Source organism: Marinomonas sp. AWM4_232, from assembly GCF_056158325.1.
In genome coordinates this window covers 2,119,248-2,137,865 of record NZ_JBSWTA010000001.1, presented here as the reverse complement: position 1 = coordinate 2,137,865, position 18,618 = coordinate 2,119,248, and the positions used below count along the sequence as shown (strand labels likewise).

Sequence of the window (18,618 nt, the reverse complement as noted above, 5' to 3'; positions counted from 1 at the left end):
TTAAATAATGCTTGCAGGTTTTAGGTCTTTGGTTCGTAAAGCGACATCCTTATTTGGCTCAGACGAGTCTCAACAACTCCCTCTTGAAATCCCGAGAGACGATCATTCTTTTTCTCGAAAGAACATTAGCCCCAATGCGCTAAAAGTTCTTTACCGCCTCCACGAAGCAGGTTTTGATGCCTACCTGGTTGGCGGCTGTATTCGCGACCACTTAATCGGTATCGAACCCAAAGACTTTGATGTGGTAACCAATGCCACGCCAGAGGAAGCCCACGCACTGTTTTCTAATTCTCGCTTGATTGGCCGCCGTTTCAAGCTGGTTCATGTGACCTACGGTCGTGAGATTATTGAAGTGTCTACGTTTCGCGCCAACAGCGCTGCACAAGTTGAAGACACTGACAAGCGCCAATCATTGAAAGGCAAAGATACCGCTCGTTCATCACATGGCATTATTTTGCGCGATAACGTGTACGGCTCGATTGAAGAAGATGCAGAGCGTCGTGACTTCACCTTCAATGCGCTCTACTACAACATTGCCGACTTCTCTATCAACGACTACTGCGGCGGTTTAGAGGACATCGACAAGCGTCAAATCCGCATCATCGGAGATCCACGACAACGTTATCAAGAAGACCCTGTCAGGATGCTACGTGCCGTGCGCTTTGCCGCAAAACTTAACTTTGATATTGAAGCCAATACGGCAGCACCGATCAAAGAGATGGCACACTTACTGGATCACATTCCACCTGCTCGCTTATTTGAAGAAGTGTTAAAACTACTCGGCAGTGGTTATGGCGTAAAAACCTTCCAGTTACTTCGTGAGTACGGGCTGTTTAAATACTTATTCCCTGACACAGATGCTCTGCTAAACAGCGGTTGGCAGCGTAAAGACATCACTCCAGATGCTTTCATCCTACAGGGACTGTCCAATACAGATACACGTATCCAAGGTGGAAAGAGTACCGCGCCCTATTTCTTATATGCCATCCTAATGTGGCCAAGCGTGGCGTTACGTCACGAAGAGTTTTCTAAACAAGGGTTGCCAGAGCTTCCAGCGCTACACCAAGCTGCCACCATGGTATTAGACAACCAGGTTGCCTCTACTGCGATTCCGCGCCGCTTCTCAACACCTATGCGTGAAATCTGGGATCTACAGTTCCGTCTACCCAAGCGCTACGGCAAACGCGCCTTTACGTTGCTGCACCATCCGCGTTTCAGAGCTGCTTTTGACTTTCTATTGATCCGTGAGCAAAGCGGCACAGATTTAGGCGGGCTCGGCACTTGGTGGACCGAATTCCAAGAGTCTCCTGAGAATCAACAAAGAGACCTTATTAATCAAGCCGATGGTCGCAAAAATGAGGCCAGCAAACCCAAACGACGCCGTCCGCGCCGCCGTAAGAGCAACGCCAAACGTCCATCCGATTCTCAAGAGTCATAAACAATGAATAATGTGGTTTATATTGGCCTAGGCAGTAACCTAGATAACCCTTTAGCGCAGTTAAAAAGCGCCATTGAACAGCTATCAAATCACCCAAGCATTGCAAACTTTCAAGTTTCAAGCCTTTATGGCAGCAAACCGGTTGGCCCACAAGATCAACCGGATTACACCAATGCTGTGGCTCGATTTGAAACCACACTCGATGGCATCGCGACGCTCGACCTTTTGCAGAGCATCGAGCAAGATCACCGACGTATTCGTGAGCGCCACTGGGGGCCACGTACTCTTGATCTAGATATCTTACTGTTTAACAATGACAACCTCGCCTTGCCAAGGCTGACCGTTCCACATCCATTTATGCTAGAGCGCGGGTTCGTGATCCGTCCCCTGCTTGATCTAGCGCCTGAAATGCTTCTGCACAATGGCAAAACCGTGGCAGAGCACGTTAGTCAACTTGATACCAGCGACTTGGTATTAATCAAAGAAGAATAAGCCATGTACTCAGATACTACTGCGAAAAAGCCGACGCGTCCGATTACCTTATCGAAGCTACAGAAAATGAAGCAAGAAGGTGAAAAGTTCAGCTGTCTAACTTGTTACGATGCCACCTTTACTCACGCCATGAACCAAGCAGGAGTCGAAACCATTTTAGTCGGTGACTCTCTAGGCATGGTTGTGCAAGGTCAAGACAGTACGCTTCCAGTGTCCATTGAAGACATGTGCTACCACACCGCAGCAGTCAAGCGCGGCAATAGTCACGCTTTTATTTTGGCTGATATGCCTTTTATGAGTTACAGCACTCCAAACCAAGCACTGGAAAACGCAGCCAAGCTTATGCAAGCGGGTGCCAACATGGTGAAACTGGAAGGCGGTAGCTGGCTGGCCGATACCGTTCGCTTGTTATCTGAGCGTGGCATTCCTGTGTGTGCCCACTTAGGCTTAACACCGCAAGCGGTACACAAGCTTGGTGGCTATAAAGTACAAGGAAAGGACAAAGCAGCAGCAGACTTGATCCTAGCAGAGTCGTTAGAATTGGTGGCGGCTGGTGCAGACATCTTATTATATGAGTGCATCCCAAGCGCCTTAGGTAAAAGTTTAACCGAAGCAGTTTCGGTGCCTGTTATCGGCATTGGCGCTGGCTCTGAAACAGATGGGCAAGTATTGGTGATGCACGACATGCTAGGCGTCAACATGGGACGACCAGCAAAATTCGTGAAAAACTTTTTGACCGAAGGACGCACGATTGAACAAGCCTTTGCTGCTTACGTTGAAGAAGTGAAAAGCGGCACTTTCCCTGCACCAGAGCATACATTTGACGCATGAAAACATTCCATACCGTTGCTGAACTTCGCACAGCCTTAAAAAGCGAACGCCTACAAGACAAACGCATTGCTTTTGTGCCGACCATGGGAAACTTGCACGAAGGCCACATGGACCTTATTCGTCGCGCCCGCAAAGAAGGTGACGTCGTGGTCTCCTCGATCTTCGTCAACCCTATGCAGTTCTCTGCCAATGAAGATCTAGAGCGCTACCCACGTACATTAAAAGAAGACCAAGCCTTGCTTGAAAGCAATGGTTGTGACTTTCTATTTGCTCCGTCTGCGTTAGAAATGTACCCAGATGGCAAACGCAGCCAGACTCAAATTGAAGTCACAGGCTTGTCTGATATCCTTTGTGGAGCCACTCGACCTGGGCATTTTGTTGGTGTGGCCACGGTTGTGACAAAACTCTTTAACATTGTCATGCCAGACTGTGCGATATTTGGTAATAAAGATTACCAGCAATTAAAAGTCATCGAAGACATGGTGCGTGATTTAAGCTCCAATGTTGAGATTATAGGTGTGGACATTGCCCGTGCTGAATCAGGCCTGGCCCTTAGCTCTCGTAACGGTTACCTGACTGAAGCTGAGCGCAACACCGCAACAACGATTTATCAAACCCTTCTATGGGCAAAGCAACAAATCCTAGAAGGTCACGTAAGTTACGCAGACATTTGTGAACAAGCTCAACAGAAGCTTGAAGCAGTGGGTTTTAAGCGCGACTACTTTGAAATACGTGCACAACACGACTTATTAACACCATCAGAGAAAGAGAAGCGACTGGTTATTCTAGTGGCAGCCTATTTAGGCAAAGCGCGGCTGATCGACAACTTAACCGTTGAACTGCCGTAATAACTCTTACACTCAAATTAGGGAGATTGTCATGAGCTCACCAACGCAACACTCCGCGTGGCAAGCGCTGGCGCAACATCAGCAGGAAATGGCTTCAGTAAAAATGACTGAGCTGTTCGCTGATGACTCGACACGTGCCGAGTCTTTCAAAGCATCCGCGGCCGGATGGACACTGGATTACTCTAAGAACCGTGCCAACGCCAACACCATGAAACTGCTGCTTGAACTGGTTGAACAAGCGGGTATGAAACCTGCTATCCAAGGCATGTTCCATGGTGACCACATTAACAATACGGAAGATCGTTCCGTGTTACATGTGGCCCTACGCGCAAGCCAAGCTCAAGATTCTCTAATGGTCGATGGTGTCAATGTTCTAGAAGAAGTACGCAGCACCCTAAACCAGATGGAAAAGTTTGTCGCACAGTTACACAGCGGTGAATGGAAAGGCTACACCGACAAGAAGATTACCGACGTTGTTTCCATCGGTATTGGTGGCTCTTACCTTGGCCCAAAAGTAGTGGCTGAAGCCCTCACACCTTACAAAAAAGATGACATCAATGTTCACTTTGTTGCGAACATTGACGGTTCTGACATTACAGAGAAGTTGAAGCTTCTTAATGCTGAGACCACGGTATTTATTGTCTCTTCGAAATCATTCGGCACCTTAGAAACCCTTTACAACGCCAACGCCGCCCGCGCTTGGTGTATTGATCAAGGCGTGCCAGATGCAGACATCAAGAAGCACTTTGCAGCGGTCAGCTCCAACGTCGAAAAAGCCGTTAAATTCGGCATGGCAGAAGAGAACATTTTCCCTATGTGGGATTGGGTTGGCGGACGCTACTCTCTATGGTCTGCTATCGGTCTTCCAATTGCAGTAGCAGTTGGTATGGACAAGTTCTATGAGCTGCTAGATGGCGCTCATGCCATGGACCAACACTTCAAAACAGCCCCACTTGAAGAAAACCTTCCGGTGATCATGGGTGCACTCGGTGTGTGGTACAGCAACTTCCATAACGCACAAACCCACGCTCTGATTCCATACGACCACTACCTTCGCGCAATGCCTGCACACATTCAACAATTGGATATGGAAAGTAACGGCAAAGCCAATTTACTTGACGGCTCAGGCGTAGCAACTGACACAGGCCCAATTATTTGGGGCGGTGCCGGCACCAACGGTCAGCATGCCTATCACCAGCTTTTACACCAAGGCACACGTCTTGTACCAGTGGATTTCATTGCACCATTGAAAACCCACAACCCTGTTGCAGACCATCATGCACAGCTGTTTGCCAACTGCCTAAGTCAGTCACAAGCACTGATGGTGGGCAAAAGCTTAGAACAAGCTGAGAAAGAGCTGCGTGATGCGGGTGCAACGGAAGAACAAGTGGCTGCCATCGCACCGCATAAAGTGATTCCTGGCAACCGTCCAAGCAACACCTTGCTAACAGAGCAACTAACGCCGTTCACTACAGGCTCTTTGATTGCTTTATACGAACACCGCACCTTTGTTCAAGGCACTATTTGGGGCATCAACTCCTTCGACCAATGGGGTGTAGAGCTAGGTAAAGTGTTGGGCACCGACATCTACAATCGACTGGTAAGCGATAGCGATAATTCTAAGTTAGACGCTTCTACTCAAGCACTGATTGACGCGTTCAAAAAAGCTCAGTCCTAATCTTAGGCACTACCCCACCCTAAAAAAACACCAGCTACTGCTGGTGTTTTTTTCATTCTACCTTCCTTAAGCGGCACGCAACAAAGCTTTACACAATCACACAACAAGCACACCAAACAAAATGGTTCTTTCAAATCCAAGCGTCTATATTTTTCGTAACTATTAAGACTTTCTTCTCAGAAGTGACAGTATTGTTAGCTGCGCAGTTAGGCTTTAGCGCTGTTAATCTAGTGAAAGGTTAGTAAGGACGCTTAAGCACTAGATGAATTTTGTTTGTTATATCATCACTAAATTTCCATTCAGTCACTTATATGTATTCAATTGCTGATTCAGAGTGGGGCTTGAATGGCTTTAATTAAAAAAAATATCTGGGCAGCATTTTACCTGACCGCCAGCATTTGGTTAGTGTTTTTCGGTGCTGCAACTTTCGTAAGCTATCAGACTGTCTATGAGGAATACACCTCCGAGCAAAAAAAACTGATGGCACTGACCGCTAACTCCATGCAGTCCATTTTAAGCAGGTACGAAGTCCTACTCAACTTGGTTGCCAAACAAGTGATTGCCTATGGCGAGTTAGCCGATAAGGATACCATTCAAAAAGTGATGGATTCTGTCGTGGAAGTAGATAACTCCATGGTTGGAGTAGGACTATTTTCACCTCATGGCGACGTGTATGTTGCTTCATCTGGCGTAAAGCTACCGCCGAACTTCAATTTACTCTCACAGCCAGAAAACCGTGAAAGCTTCCAGCAAACACTCGAATCAAACAAAATGGTGCTGGGTCGTACTTATCAAAGCAAGGTATTGCAAACTATCGCCTTCCCACTGCGCAAATCTGTTATTGATGATGATGGCAATGTGTTATTCGTACTGTCCACTGTAATAGATATTCCAAAAGGATTTAAATTCTTCTTCGAAGGCAAAAGCAATCAAAACAACAGCAATCTCTACTTCTATCGTGGCAATGACAACTATACTCAGATCGTTCTGTCTCATCATCAGCTTGACCCTGAGATTTATAACTATCAAATCCCTCAAGCAAATCTTGATAACGCATTCAACTTATTGGAAGAACAGATAGGCCTGAGCATTGCAGAAATTAAAGCGAAGGAACTGGAATTCATTACTACCAGTGTACAACCAGGCCCAGCGAGCAAAGCCGTAGGTCGTTATATCCCCAGATACGACTTGTGGGCGGAACTTAAATTAGATAACAGATATGTTATGAGCTTGTTCTTAAAAGAACTGCAAGCTCTCATTGGCATTTTTGCCGGTTCATTACTACTCATCTATATGCTATTCAGAGGCATAGCCACCAATGAAAAACGCATTAAAGACGCGCTGGAACACCAAGCTAACCATGATTATTTAACTGTGTTGCACAATCGCTTCTATTTGGATCAGCAGATCGCTGCAATGAAAACACACGACCTTTACTATCTCATTTTTATAGATTTGGACAATTTTAAAGCCATCAACGATGGTTATGGGCATGAAATAGGTGATCAGGTGCTGTGCTTGGTGGCTGCAAGATTACAGTCTTTAGTCAGCCCGCAAGACATCCTGGTACGTTACAGTGGTGATGAATTTATTATTGTGACATTTGATAAAAGTGAAAATAGCGTTCGCTCATTCTGCAAAGAGGTTCAGAGCAATTTAGCTGTGCCAGCGCCGATCGGTGACTATCGCTTTGTACTGAGTGCCAGCATTGGTATCGCCGCTTTCCCTGAAGATGGGAAAAATCTTGACGAACTTAAGCGTTATGCCGACCTTGCTATGTATGAAGCGAAGAAAACTCGCAACACCATCACTTTCTTTAGAGAAGACTTTAAGCAAGCTTATAAATACCGCGCACAAATTGAGCAAGAGCTAAAACAAGCCCTGTTGCAGAATGAGATGTATATGATGTATCAGCCACAAATTCGTCGTGATGGCTGTTCATTTGGAGTGGAAGCTTTAGTTCGTTGGGAAAATAAGATACTAGGATTTGTAGCGCCAGATAAGTTTATTACTGTGGCTGAAGCTTGTGGCCTAATATTACCTATCGGCGAATTTATTATTGAGCAGACGTTTACTGATATGAAAGAGATTAAAAAAGAGACAGGTCTACCAGTCACTGTTTCAATCAATATCTCTGTACGTCAATTCCAGCATAACGAGTTCTTTGACAGATTAATTGAATTAATAGAGAAACATACTTTTATTCACGTCGAACTTGTTCTGGAGGTCACAGAAAACCTCTTTATCGATGATGTAATCGGTATTCAACAACTGATGGAAAAAATACGTAGAAAGGGCATCCGCATCTCTCTAGACGACTTCGGTACTGGCTACTCATCCTTGAGTTTGCTGAATCAACTACCGATTGATGAACTCAAAATAGATAAGAGTTTTGTCGACGACATAACAACTAATAGCAACACACTGGCTATGGTAGAAGGCATTATTGCTATTGCTAGAAGACTGAACATCACCACGGTTGTCGAAGGGGTAGAAACCGACGAGCAAAGACAAGTCTTAACCGATTTACAGTGTGACATTTTCCAAGGCTATCACTTCTCAAAGCCACTTAAAGTCGATGACCTGAAAGCGTTTATACTGGAAAATAAAAATTTGCTAAGCGGCGATAAGGGCGGCCCCCTATAAAGTACGCTTACAGATCGAAGTTAGTTGGCATCACCACCACATCTCGGATCGTCATACCACGTGGCCTTGTCAGCATAAACAAGATGATCTCAGCAATCTCTTTGGCTTCGACTAGACTACCTGACGCTTTGGCTTCATCCAGTTTTTCTTGTGGCCAGTCATCCAGTAAAGCGGTAATCACAGGTCCTGGCGAGACGGAGCCGATTCGAAGCCCATCTTTAAAGACCTGGCGGCGAGTGGTTTGCACAAAGCAATCGATAGCCCATTTGGATGACGCATAGACTGGCTCCCAAGGGGTTGGGAAATGTGCTGCAAGCGAGCTGGTGACAATGATATCGCCCGTTTTATTCGGTGACATATGCTTAATCACATCTCTAACGTTTTTCATCACCACATTGATATTCAGGTTTAGCATACGATCTATGTCATCAGGATCAGCATCCACTAAGTCACCACCAACATAAAGACCCGCATTGGCATGGAAAATATCCAGCGTCCCATTTAATCGCTCAAGAATGCCTGACATGAGGGTTTTACACGCTTGCGTATCAAGTAGGTCGATCACTAATGGAATCGCTTTATCGTAACTTGTACAAACTCGCTCTAGGGCTTTGGCATCACGGTCCACAAGCACCACCGTGGCCCCTGCCTCAAGCAAAGCTTTTGAACTAGCCCAACCAATACCTGATGCAGCACCAGTTACTGCCGCATTTTTTCCTTCAAGTGAATAGCCCATACCTAAGCCCTTTTTTATTCTTAGCAATATTATGTGAGCATCTATTATCAGCCTCTTGGCCCCTAAGGTTATGCTACTAAAACCGCAAGAAGTAATGCTTTTTTGAGCACACATAAAAAAACGCCAAGAAGTTTCCCTCTTGGCGTTTTTATACTAGCCGTATAAATGACTAGATGTGTTCAACCGTTTCGATTTCATAGACCACTTCACCGGCAGGAATCTTAATCGCGACTTCGTCGCCTTCCATCTTGCCAATGATTGCTTTCGCAATCGGTGAAGCGTAAGAGATCTTCTTCGCTTTCACATCAGACTCATCATCACCCACGATTTTGTAGGTAACCGTCTCTTCGGTATCCACATTGAACAACGTCACTGTGGTGCCAAAGATCACTTTACCTGTGTGTGGGATCGTCTTTACGTCGATAACCTGTGAGTCAGAAAGCTTACCTTCGATCTCAGAGATACGACCTTCACAAAAGCCCTGCTCTTCACGAGCCGCGTGGTATTCCGCGTTCTCTTTCAGGTCACCGTGCTCACGTGCTTCCGCAATGTCTGCGATCACACGTGGACGAACAACTGTTTTCAAGTGGTTAAGCTCTTCACGTAAACGTGTTTCACCTTCCACTGTCATCGGTACTTTTTTCATTATTTCCCCGAATGCAAATCTTGTAGTCTTCTGACTGTGATTTCTTCATTCTTACGGCTGATTGCTAGGCTAGTTGCTTCCGCGCCCGCTAGGGTCGTGGTGTAACAAACTTTGCCTTGAAGCGCTGTACGACGAATCACAGAAGAGTCTGCAATCGCTTGCGTGCCCGATGTCGTGTTGATGATGTAAGCGATTTCACCATTTTTCAGCATATCAACGATATGTGGGCGACCTTCGTTTACTTTGTTTACTTTCTTCACTTCAACGCCACTGTCAGCAAGGAACTTCGCTGTACCACCTGTAGCCACTAGATCAAAACCTAGTCCAGCCAAGCGCTTCGCTACTTCAACCGCTCCTGGTTTGTCTTGGTCACGTACAGAGATAAAAGCACGGCCTGATGTTGGCAATACAGTACCACCACCTAGCACAGCCTTACCAAAGGCTTCGGCAAAACTATCGCCAACACCCATCACTTCACCCGTCGATTTCATCTCAGGGCCAAGAATTGGGTCAACACCTTGGAATTTGTTGAATGGGAAGACTGCTTCTTTCACACTGTAGTAATCAGGAATCACTTCCTCAGTAAAGCCAAGTTCAGCCAAGGTCTTACCAGCCATCACTAGCGCAGCAAGCTGCGCTAAAGAACGACCAATACACTTAGACACGAACGGTACCGTACGCGATGCACGAGGGTTAACCTCGATGACGTAAATTTCACCGTCTTGAACTGCTAACTGAGTGTTCATCAGACCGATTACACCAAGCTCAAGTGCCATACATTTGATCATTTCACGGATTTCGTCTTGGATATCCGCTGGCAATGAGTATGGAGGCAAAGAACATGCAGAGTCACCAGAGTGAACACCCGCTTGCTCGATATGCTGCATGATACCACCGATTACTACCTGCTCACCATCAGAGATACAGTCGATATCGATCTCGATCGCTGAATTTAGGAAGTGGTCAAGTAGTACTGGGCTGTCGTTTGACACTTTTACGGCAGACGTCATGTAGCGAGTCAATTCTTTCTCGTTGTAAACAATCTCCATCGCGCGACCACCTAGTACGTACGATGGACGTACAACCAGTGGGTAGCCGATTTCAGCCGCTTTAACGATCGCTTGTTCCGTTGAGCGAACAGTCGCGTTCTTAGGCTGCTTGTAGCCTAGGCGCTGAATCATGCTTTGGAAACGCTCACGGTCTTCCGCACGGTCGATCGCTTCTGGTGTTGTACCGATGATTGGCACGCCTTCGTTTTGAAGAGCACGAGCAATCTTAAGCGGTGTTTGACCACCGAACTGTACGATAACACCTGTTGGCTTCTCAGTACGAACGATCTCTAGTACGTCTTCAAGTGTAACTGGCTCGAAGTACAGACGATCAGAGGTATCGTAGTCAGTCGAAACGGTTTCAGGGTTACAGTTAACCATGATGGTTTCGAAACCGTCTTCACGTAAACCTAGGGCCGCGTGTACACAGCAGTAGTCGAATTCGATACCTTGACCAATACGGTTCGGACCACCACCTAGGATGATGACTTTTTCTTTGTCACTTGGTGCAGCTTCACACTCGTCTTCGTACGTTGAGTACATGTACGCAGTGTTTGATGCGAACTCAGCCGCACAAGTATCTACACGCTTGTACACTGGGTGTACGTTGACTAGGTAACGGCGCTCACGAAGAGACTTCTCAGTAACACTTAGTAGAGATGCAAGACGTGCATCAGAGAAACCTTTGCGTTTCAGGCGACGCATGTAGTCATAATCAAGATCCGCAAGACCTGCGTTTTCAAGCGCTTGCTCTTCTTTGATTAGGTCTTCGATTTGCACAAGGAACCATGGATCAACACCGGTTACTTCGTACACTTCGTCAACGCTCATGCCTGAACGGAACGCATCACCGATGTACCAAATACGGTCTGCACCAGGTGCTTTCAATTCGCGCTGCAACTTCTCTTTGCTGCTTTCGTCAGCAAGATCAAGTTGTGGGTTAAAGCCATCAGAACCTGTTTCCAGACCACGCAATGCTTTTTGCATAGATTCTTGGAACGTACGGCCGATTGCCATCACCTCACCAACCGACTTCATCTGAGTCGTCAGACGGTCGTTTGCTGTTGGGAATTTTTCGAATGTGAAACGAGGAATCTTCGTTACAACGTAGTCGATTGAAGGCTCGAAGCTCGCTGGTGTTAGGCCACCAGTGATGTCATTTTGTAGCTCATCAAGGGTGTAACCGATCGCCAATTTCGCAGCAATTTTAGCGATTGGGAAGCCTGTTGCTTTAGACGCTAGCGCAGAAGAACGAGATACACGAGGGTTCATCTCGATCACGACTAGACGACCCGTTTTAGGATCCATACCGAACTGAACGTTCGAACCACCTGTTTCGACACCGATTTCACGCAATACCGCCAAAGAAGCGTTACGCATGATTTGGTATTCTTTGTCAGTCAGAGTCTGAGCCGGTGCAACAGTGATCGAGTCACCTGTGTGAACACCCATGGCATCGAAGTTTTCGATCGCACAAACGATGATACAATTATCGTTTTTGTCACGAACCACTTCCATCTCGTACTCTTTCCAACCGATTAGAGATTCGTCGATTAGAAGCTCGTTAGTTGGAGAAAGATCAAGACCACGAGTACAGATCTCTTCGAACTCTTCCATGTTGTAAGCGATACCACCACCGGTACCACCCATTGTGAAAGATGGGCGAATGATACATGGGAAGCCAACTTCATCTAGAACTTGGTGAGCTTCATCCATATTGTGCGCGATACCCGCACGCGGACATTCTAGGCCGATTGCTTTCATCGCTTCGTCGAAACGGTGACGGTCTTCCGCTTTGTCGATTGCATCTGCTGTCGCACCGATCATTTCAACATTGTACTTTTCTAGTACACCGTGACGCTCAAGATCTAGGGCACAGTTCAACGCTGTTTGACCACCCATAGTAGGAAGAACGGCATCTGGACGCTCTTTCTCGATGATCTTTTCAACCGTTTGCCACTCGATCGGCTCGATGTAGGTTGCATCCGCCATAACAGGGTCTGTCATGATGGTTGCAGGGTTCGAGTTCACAAGGATTACTCGGAAGCCTTCTTCACGAAGGGCTTTACAGGCTTGCGCACCTGAGTAGTCAAATTCACAGGCCTGACCGATGACAATCGGGCCAGCACCTAAGATTAAGACGCTTTTTATGTCAGTACGTTTTGGCATAGTCTTCTCGTTCTCGCTTAGGCTTTCGTTGCTTTGATGTTTTCAATGAACTGATCGAATAGCGGCGCCACATCGTGTGGACCTGGGCTTGCTTCAGGGTGACCCTGGAAGCTAAACGCTTTCTTATCAGTACGCGCTATACCTTGTAGAGAACCGTCAAACAATGATTTGTGAGTCGCTTCAAGATTTGCAGGCAACGTTGCTTCATCTACGGCGAAACCGTGGTTCTGGCTGGTAATCATGACACGGCCAGATTGGATGTCTTGCACAGGGTGGTTTGCACCGTGGTGACCAAACTTCATCTTCACCGTTTGCGCACCGCTCGCTAGAGCAAGCAACTGGTGTCCTAGACAGATACCGAAAACGGGAATTTCAGTTTCTAGGATTTCTTTGATCGCAGTGATCGCGTAATCACATGGCTCTGGGTCACCAGGACCATTCGATAGGAAAACACCATCTGGGTTAAGAGCTAGCACATCGCTTGCTGGTGTTTTCGCAGGTACAACTGTCAAGCGGCAACCTCGCTCAACAAGCATACGCAAGATGTTCGTTTTCACGCCGAAGTCGTACGCCACTACGTGGAATGGGAATTCGGTTGGCGTAGTGTGACCGTTTACAAGATCCCAAGTAGACTCCGACCACTCGTAAGATTTCTCAGTCGTCACTTCTTTGGCTAGATCCATGCCTTTCAAACCAGGGAAAGCTTTTGCTTGTGCAACGGCTTCTTCTTCGTTGATGTTATCGCCAGCCATAATACAGCCAGCTTGTGCGCCTTTTTCACGCAGGATACGAGTCAGTTTACGCGTATCGATATCGGCGATACCTACAACACCCTTGCGCTTAAGATAAGCATCAAGAGATTCTTGCTTACGCCAGCTACTTGCTAGCAAAGGTAAGTCGCGGATGATCAGGCCCGAGCACCATACTTGGTTAGATTCTTCATCTTCGGCGTTAACGCCAGTGTTACCAATGTGAGGGTAGGTCAAAGTGACCATTTGTCGAGCGTAGGAAGGGTCGGTAAGAATTTCTTGATAACCGGTCATAGAGGTGTTAAATACAACCTCTGCGGTTGAGGAGCCATCTGCCCCGATCGACACTCCTCTGAATATTGTGCCGTCTTCCAGAGCAAGAATCGCTGATGTTGCCAAAGGAACCTCCCGTTAGAGCCTATTTTAGGTTGCAAAAAAGCGAGGTAAACTCGTGGTCCACCTCGCTTTATTAAAATCATGCTGATGTCGTAGCAAAACTACTGCTATTTGATGAGCCGCTACGGCTAAATAAATCTGGCCAATTTTACTCTTATATGACGATAGCGTCCATATAAAAGACCCTATTAAACTGTAAACTTTGGCGATTTTTAGCCGTTTTTAGCTGACCATTTAGACAAGATTAAAGCAATTAGCAAAGCAGGCCTTGTGCGACTTCCTGGGTTTTCTCAATTCCCTGAAGGTTCGCCAAAACAGCCAGCGAGAATGCCATCGCCATCGCTGGCCCCTGTCCTGTGATGATGTTGTCGTCCATCACAACAGGTTGATCCGCAATGTACTCAGCTCCCTTCAGACCCTCTTCGAAGCCTGGGTAACAGGTTGCTTGTTTGTCCATAACAAAACCGTGAGTACCAAATACTACTGCTGGCGAAGCACAGATAGCAGCGAGCAATGCATCTTGAATATCATGTTTTTCCAGCATATCAATCAGCAGTTTGCAGTCTCGCAAATGCTCTGCTCCAGGCATACCACCTGGTAGTACTATCGCGTCATACATGTGCTCAGCCACATCGGTTAACAACACATCCGCTACGATATTCGTACCATTCGCTGCTTGGGTTTGCTTTTCTTCATGGACACTCGCCACGGTGACTTCCGCACCACCACGACGTAGCACATCAATGATGGTGATTGCTTCGATATCTTCACTGCCATTGGCAATTGGAACTAATACAGTCGTCATGGATTCTCTCACTTATTTCAATTTGCATGTCATGAGGACAGCGTGTTCACTGCCGCCCTCATCTAAAGGATAATAATTTTTGCGGATACCTACTTGCTCAAATCCAAGTAGCAAGTAAAGCTTTATCGCACCAAGATTGGACTCTCGCACTTCCAACAGAGCTTCTTCACAGTCCTGCTGCTTCGACCAATCCAACCATTGCTCTAATAAGGCTCGCCCTAACCCTTGTCGACGTCGATGAACATCCGTTACCACCAGTTCAAGCTCTGTTTGTTCAAACATCATCGATGCCGTGAGCCACCCCACTATCTGTCTAGATTCTCTACATTCTAGAAGCCAATTATGGCGACTGTGTAACACCTCTTCGATCAAAGAGAGTCGCCACGGGTGGGGATCAGAAGAGTTTACTAACTCGTAGATAGCTGAACTGTCCGCTTGGGTAGCCGCACGTAAAACAGGCACTGACTGTTGATCTTGAATCATGATGAAAAACTCGACTGCATCACGCCCCACGCTTCCTTACGAAGCTCAGGTATACGTAACATCTGCGGTAAACTATGGACATTTGCGGTCGGGATATGGCGCAACGGGTGCTGTTCATTAAGCTCGTTAAGGTAAGCGCTACTTTGCTCCCCTGCGACAATCAACTTAGCAGGCAACGCCGCATCCAGCTGGTTTGTAATAAACTGCTCAAAACCACCCGCAGCCCAGTCCACTCGAGCCATCAAATGGCGATTTGTCAGCTTTCCTGGCCATTGAAAGTGAGCCGATTGCCAAGCTGAGATATCTTGTTTAAGCAGTGCTTTGGCAAGACTCAGGGACAGTTTATCTAATGCCTCTTGGTCAGCAAATGAACGGGGTAAGTCAGTAATGATCAAAAGCTGCTCAGCCAACCAATAGGCACACAAATGCACTGGCATTGGTAAGCGTGCACCTGCGATATCCACCTCTGCGACAGGTGCTTGGATAGGAGCGATCTCTTCCTCAATCGGTTGTAGATCTTCAACAATGACTTCCGGCCCTGCATCAAGTTGTCGACGTAAATTCGCAACAGATGCATCTTTTTGTTTCTCATCTACTGGGACAACAGGGGCAGAAGGTTGGTGGGGAGTGAATGTTTCGTCCTCCATGTCCAATTCAGGGATTGGCATCGAAGGGGAACTGACCGCCACATTTTCAGGCATTTGCCATGGATTCGGGGCCAGCCAGACAGCACCATTAACAGGTTCATCCTGTTGAAACCAACTCACCACACCTAAATCCGCTAAACAGCGTGTTTGAAATGCATGATGTTGAGAAAGTTCGCGTGACACGAGCGGCCCCTTAAGGAGAAAGTGAATGCCCCCGATTATACGCACTCAGCTACATAAGCGCCAAACAATCCCCTAAACAAGTTTTTTGACCAAAGTGTCAAGATAGCGTGGAGCGTCATGCAACAGATGCGTATAATTCTTGCATCCAATTTATCACCCCAATCAATCTATAGGTCCACTATGAAAAAGCCAATCCTAAGCGCAGCCTGCGCCATGCTGCTTAGCCTTGCTATGCCATCTCAGGCAGACACTCTACCCGACCTGAAAGGCCGCACTATCGTAGCCGTTACAGAAAACGCCTACACACCATTAAACTTTGTGGACCCAGACACAGGAGAAGGCATCGGCTGGGAATACGATGCCTTCAATGAAGTGGCGAAACGCCTAAACGCTAGAGTTGATTGGCAACTTAGCAGCTGGGACACCATGATCCAAGCGGTCAAAGAAGGCCAATACGACGTGGGGATGGATGGCATCACGATCAATGAAGAACGCGCCGCTCAAATTGATTTCTCAGAACCTTATATGGTGTCTGAGCAATTTATGCTCGTCCGCGCCGATGAAGATCGTTTTACCAATGCCAAAGAGTTTGCAGCGGATGATGAGCTATACTTTGGCGCACAGCCTGGCACAACCAACTTCTATGTTGCGGTTTACGATGTTCTAGATGGCAACGAAGCTAATCCGCGTATTAGCCTGTTTGAAACCTTTGGCGCATCGGTTCAAGCTCTCAAGACGGGTGACGTTGACTCAGTATTGATGGACAGCACCTCCGCTCGCGGCTACATGGGTGCAAACCCTGGTGCCTTTAAAGTGGTCGGTGATGCCCTAGGTTCGGAAGCGTTTGGCTTTATCTTCACGCCAGGCTCAGACTTGGTTGAGCCTGTAAATGCCGCGTTGAAGGCTATGAAAGCAGATGGCACTATGGACGCGCTCAATCAAAAATGGTTTTTTGACTACAACCAGTAACCTTCCACATGGCATTTAAATCCTCTATGCAAAAATTACCATGGTGGCTTGTTGCCACCGTGGTGCTCGCTGCGCTGTTAGCTTGGAATATCATTGCGGATGAAAGCTATCAAAAGATAGCCAATACCTTAGGGCAAGGCCTACTAACCACGATCGGCGTGACCCTTATGGCGTTTGTGCTGGCCTCGATCATTGGCCTTCTCATCGCTTTGGCAGGCTTTTCTAAATGGCGTGCTGTAAGAGAGTTCTCGCGATTTTATATCGAGATTCTTCGCGGCGTTCCCGTTTTAGTGCTTTTGTTTTACATCGCCTTCGTAGGTGCTCCAGAGCTGGTCAAACTTTATAACTGGATGCTGCAATGGCCTATTGAACAAGGTTGGCTGGACAAGGCACGAACTCGAGATTTTACGCTACTTTGGCGTGCTATTTTTGCCCTGTCTATTAGCTACAGTGCTTTTATCGCAGAAGTGTTCCGTGCGGGCATCCAAGAAGTGAGTAAAGGACAGATTGAAGCAGCTCAAGCACTGGGATTAAACGGTTGGCAACGCTTTCGATTGATCATTTGGCCGCAAGCATTACGTAAAATCCTACCGCCACTGGGCAACGACTTTGTTGCGCTTATCAAAGATTCCTCTCTGGTTTCCGTACTCGGAGTGCAAGACATCACCCAGCTAGGCAAAGTGTACAGCTCCTCCACGTTTCAGTTCTTTGAAACCTACAACGTCGTCGCGTTTATGTATTTGATTTTAACCCTCAGCCTATCCTTGATGATTCGCGGTTTAGAACAATATTTAAGAAGACACGAACACAAAAGGTAATGAGCAACACCCTCTTACTCTTAGGTGAGAGGATGCTTGCCAATACAGTTAAAAGTGTAGCCAGCCAGACACATCTCCATCATAGCCTTCAATCTCATAACCAGATTCTGTGATTTCACCGATGCGTGTACAAGGCAGATGCAAAGTTTGTAGGATCAACTGAATGTCTTCTCGAGCCGATTTCGGAGCCGTGAAGCACAGCTCGTAATCATCACCACCCGTTAGTGCCAGTATGCGAGCACTGTCCGGCTGCCAATTCATGAGCGCTTCAGAGACAGGCAAGGCATTAAAGTCTATTCTCGCCCCTACTCCTGAAGCACGTGTAATGTGCTGTAAGTCCTGACCAATACCATCCGAGATATCCATCATGCTGTGGACGATACGTTTCAAAGCCATACCCGCAATCAGGCGCGGATTAGGACGCCAAAAGCGTTCATAAAAGTAATCAAAGCGCTCAGTATTAACATGCAGCTCACCGGTCACGATCGGCACAGCGGCTGCCGCATCGCCTAACGTTCCAGTGACATAAATATCATCACCTATTTGAGCTTGGCTTCTTTTAGGAGTCAGTTCCTGCTCGATGTAGCCATGCACTTGCAAGGTAATGGTTAACGGGCCTTTAGTCGTGTCACCGCCAAGCAGCAAAAGGCCGATAGGTTCTGCCAGTTCCGCCATGCCTTCGGCAAATCCTGCCAGCCATTGGGGATCGGACTCAGGCAAGGTCAAACCGAGAGTAAAGAATGCAGGTTTTGCGCCCATAGCCGCCAAGTCACTGACACAGGTCGCCACCGCTCGATAACCAATATCAGCAGGGTCTGCATCAAACGGGAAGTGTCGCCCTTCTACCAAGGTATCCATAGAGAACACGAGACTCTGACCTTCCGGCACCATCACTTGGGCACAGTCATCACCAATACCCAGCAGGATATCTGAACGACCTTCGGTCTTGGCCATGATCGACGATTGGAATATAGAACGGATTAACTCAAACTCTTGCATCGCTTTTCCTAGGCTAGATAAAAGAAAAGCCATCGT

At 47.0% G+C, this 18,618-nt stretch carries 16 protein-coding genes; 8 read left to right on the top strand and 8 right to left on the bottom strand.

All coding sequences use genetic code 11. From position 1 onward, the window contains the following. The first annotated feature begins 7 nt into the window (after positions 1–7). The 6 genes from pcnB (at position 8) to ACXAC1_RS10135 (ending at position 7,933) form a co-directional block, all read left to right on the top strand. Complete coding sequence (gene pcnB / locus ACXAC1_RS10160) at positions 8–1,438, top strand: polynucleotide adenylyltransferase PcnB (RefSeq protein WP_475061388.1); 1,431 nt, start codon at positions 8–10, stop codon at positions 1,436–1,438. Between the two features lie 3 nt (positions 1,439–1,441). Next, on the top strand, positions 1,442–1,930 hold the full coding sequence (gene folK, locus ACXAC1_RS10155) for a 2-amino-4-hydroxy-6-hydroxymethyldihydropteridine diphosphokinase (protein WP_475061387.1): 489 nt from the start codon (positions 1,442–1,444) through the stop codon (positions 1,928–1,930). Positions 1,931–1,933: 3 nt separating this feature from the next. Beyond that, complete coding sequence (gene panB / locus ACXAC1_RS10150) at positions 1,934–2,761, top strand: 3-methyl-2-oxobutanoate hydroxymethyltransferase (RefSeq protein ID WP_475061386.1); 828 nt, start codon at positions 1,934–1,936, stop codon at positions 2,759–2,761. Further along, the gene (gene panC / locus ACXAC1_RS10145; RefSeq protein ID WP_133564359.1) at positions 2,758–3,609 is read left to right on the top strand and encodes a pantoate--beta-alanine ligase; all 852 of its coding nucleotides are present in this window, start codon (positions 2,758–2,760) and stop codon (positions 3,607–3,609) included. Before panB ends, panC begins: the two co-directional genes overlap by 4 nt. Positions 3,610–3,640: 31 nt before the next feature. Then, positions 3,641–5,287, top strand: a complete 1,647-nt coding sequence (gene pgi, locus ACXAC1_RS10140; RefSeq protein WP_475061385.1) for a glucose-6-phosphate isomerase — start codon at positions 3,641–3,643, stop codon at positions 5,285–5,287. 345 nt (positions 5,288–5,632) lie between these two features. Continuing rightward, entirely contained in the window at positions 5,633–7,933 is a 2,301-nt protein-coding gene (locus tag ACXAC1_RS10135) for a bifunctional diguanylate cyclase/phosphodiesterase (RefSeq protein ID WP_475061384.1), read from the top strand. A gap of 7 nt (positions 7,934–7,940) precedes the next feature. On the opposite strand, the gene ACXAC1_RS10130 is transcribed toward ACXAC1_RS10135, so the two are convergent. The 7 genes from ACXAC1_RS10130 to ACXAC1_RS10100 all read right to left on the bottom strand — a co-directional run bounded on the left by ACXAC1_RS10130 (position 7,941) and on the right by ACXAC1_RS10100 (position 15,796). Beyond that, positions 7,941–8,669 (bottom strand): SDR family oxidoreductase, encoded by a 729-nt coding sequence (locus tag ACXAC1_RS10130; RefSeq protein ID WP_475061383.1) that lies wholly within the window; start codon positions 8,667–8,669, stop codon positions 7,941–7,943. A gap of 169 nt (positions 8,670–8,838) precedes the next feature. After that, positions 8,839–9,315 carry a transcription elongation factor GreA gene (gene greA, locus ACXAC1_RS10125; RefSeq protein WP_133564367.1) on the bottom strand — a complete coding sequence of 159 codons (477 nt, stop codon included), beginning with the start codon at positions 9,313–9,315 and terminating at the stop codon, positions 8,839–8,841. Next, a complete protein-coding gene (gene carB / locus ACXAC1_RS10120) occupies positions 9,315–12,533 on the bottom strand; it encodes a carbamoyl-phosphate synthase large subunit (protein WP_475061382.1) in 3,219 nt (1,072 codons plus the stop codon). Before carB ends, greA begins: the two co-directional genes overlap by 1 nt. Positions 12,534–12,550: 17 nt before the next feature. Next, a complete protein-coding gene (gene carA / locus ACXAC1_RS10115) occupies positions 12,551–13,681 on the bottom strand; it encodes a glutamine-hydrolyzing carbamoyl-phosphate synthase small subunit (RefSeq protein WP_475061381.1) in 1,131 nt (376 codons plus the stop codon). A gap of 250 nt (positions 13,682–13,931) precedes the next feature. Then, positions 13,932–14,483, bottom strand: a complete 552-nt coding sequence (locus tag ACXAC1_RS10110; protein ID WP_475061380.1) for a DJ-1 family glyoxalase III — start codon at positions 14,481–14,483, stop codon at positions 13,932–13,934. Between the two features lie 12 nt (positions 14,484–14,495). Then, positions 14,496–14,966, bottom strand: coding sequence for a ribosomal protein S18-alanine N-acetyltransferase (gene rimI / locus ACXAC1_RS10105; protein ID WP_475061379.1), 471 nt, complete (start codon positions 14,964–14,966; stop codon positions 14,496–14,498). Next, on the bottom strand, positions 14,963–15,796 hold the full coding sequence (locus tag ACXAC1_RS10100; protein ID WP_475061378.1) for a hypothetical protein: 834 nt from the start codon (positions 15,794–15,796) through the stop codon (positions 14,963–14,965). The genes rimI and ACXAC1_RS10100 overlap by 4 nt, the downstream gene beginning before the upstream one ends. A 180-nt stretch (positions 15,797–15,976) precedes the next feature. Here ACXAC1_RS10100 and ACXAC1_RS10095 point away from each other — a divergent pair, with 180 nt between their 5' ends. Together ACXAC1_RS10095 and ACXAC1_RS10090 are read left to right on the top strand one after the other, a co-directional pair. Further along, the gene (locus ACXAC1_RS10095) at positions 15,977–16,765 is read left to right on the top strand and encodes a transporter substrate-binding domain-containing protein (RefSeq protein WP_475061377.1); all 789 of its coding nucleotides are present in this window, start codon (positions 15,977–15,979) and stop codon (positions 16,763–16,765) included. 8 nt (positions 16,766–16,773) lie between these two features. Next, complete coding sequence (locus tag ACXAC1_RS10090; RefSeq protein ID WP_475061376.1) at positions 16,774–17,583, top strand: amino acid ABC transporter permease; 810 nt, start codon at positions 16,774–16,776, stop codon at positions 17,581–17,583. Positions 17,584–17,631: 48 nt separating this feature from the next. Here ACXAC1_RS10090 and thiL read toward each other — a convergent pair whose 3' ends face one another. Next, positions 17,632–18,582: a thiamine-phosphate kinase gene (gene thiL, locus ACXAC1_RS10085; RefSeq protein WP_475061375.1), complete on the bottom strand. Its 951-nt coding sequence runs from the start codon at positions 18,580–18,582 to the stop codon at positions 17,632–17,634. Positions 18,583–18,618: the final 36 nt, after the last annotated feature.

What these genes read in the sequence shown, in the direction of transcription:
- pcnB (WP_475061388.1), top strand. Translation starts at nt 8, where the DNA reads ATGCTTGCAGGTTTTAGGTCTTTGGTTCGTAAAGCGACATCCTTATTT.
- folK (WP_475061387.1), top strand. Translation starts at nt 1,442, where the DNA reads ATGAATAATGTGGTTTATATTGGCCTAGGCAGTAACCTAGATAACCCT.
- panB (WP_475061386.1), top strand. Translation starts at nt 1,934, where the DNA reads ATGTACTCAGATACTACTGCGAAAAAGCCGACGCGTCCGATTACCTTA.
- panC (WP_133564359.1), top strand. Translation starts at nt 2,758, where the DNA reads ATGAAAACATTCCATACCGTTGCTGAACTTCGCACAGCCTTAAAAAGC.
- pgi (WP_475061385.1), top strand. Translation starts at nt 3,641, where the DNA reads ATGAGCTCACCAACGCAACACTCCGCGTGGCAAGCGCTGGCGCAACAT.
- ACXAC1_RS10135 (WP_475061384.1), top strand. Translation starts at nt 5,633, where the DNA reads ATGGCTTTAATTAAAAAAAATATCTGGGCAGCATTTTACCTGACCGCC.
- ACXAC1_RS10130 (WP_475061383.1), bottom strand. Translation starts at nt 8,669, where the DNA reads ATGGGCTATTCACTTGAAGGAAAAAATGCGGCAGTAACTGGTGCTGCA.
- greA (WP_133564367.1), bottom strand. Translation starts at nt 9,315, where the DNA reads ATGAAAAAAGTACCGATGACAGTGGAAGGTGAAACACGTTTACGTGAA.
- carB (WP_475061382.1), bottom strand. Translation starts at nt 12,533, where the DNA reads ATGCCAAAACGTACTGACATAAAAAGCGTCTTAATCTTAGGTGCTGGC.
- ACXAC1_RS10110 (WP_475061380.1), bottom strand. Translation starts at nt 14,483, where the DNA reads ATGACGACTGTATTAGTTCCAATTGCCAATGGCAGTGAAGATATCGAA.
- rimI (WP_475061379.1), bottom strand. Translation starts at nt 14,966, where the DNA reads ATGATTCAAGATCAACAGTCAGTGCCTGTTTTACGTGCGGCTACCCAA.
- ACXAC1_RS10095 (WP_475061377.1), top strand. Translation starts at nt 15,977, where the DNA reads ATGAAAAAGCCAATCCTAAGCGCAGCCTGCGCCATGCTGCTTAGCCTT.
- ACXAC1_RS10090 (WP_475061376.1), top strand. Translation starts at nt 16,774, where the DNA reads ATGGCATTTAAATCCTCTATGCAAAAATTACCATGGTGGCTTGTTGCC.
- thiL (WP_475061375.1), bottom strand. Translation starts at nt 18,582, where the DNA reads ATGCAAGAGTTTGAGTTAATCCGTTCTATATTCCAATCGTCGATCATG.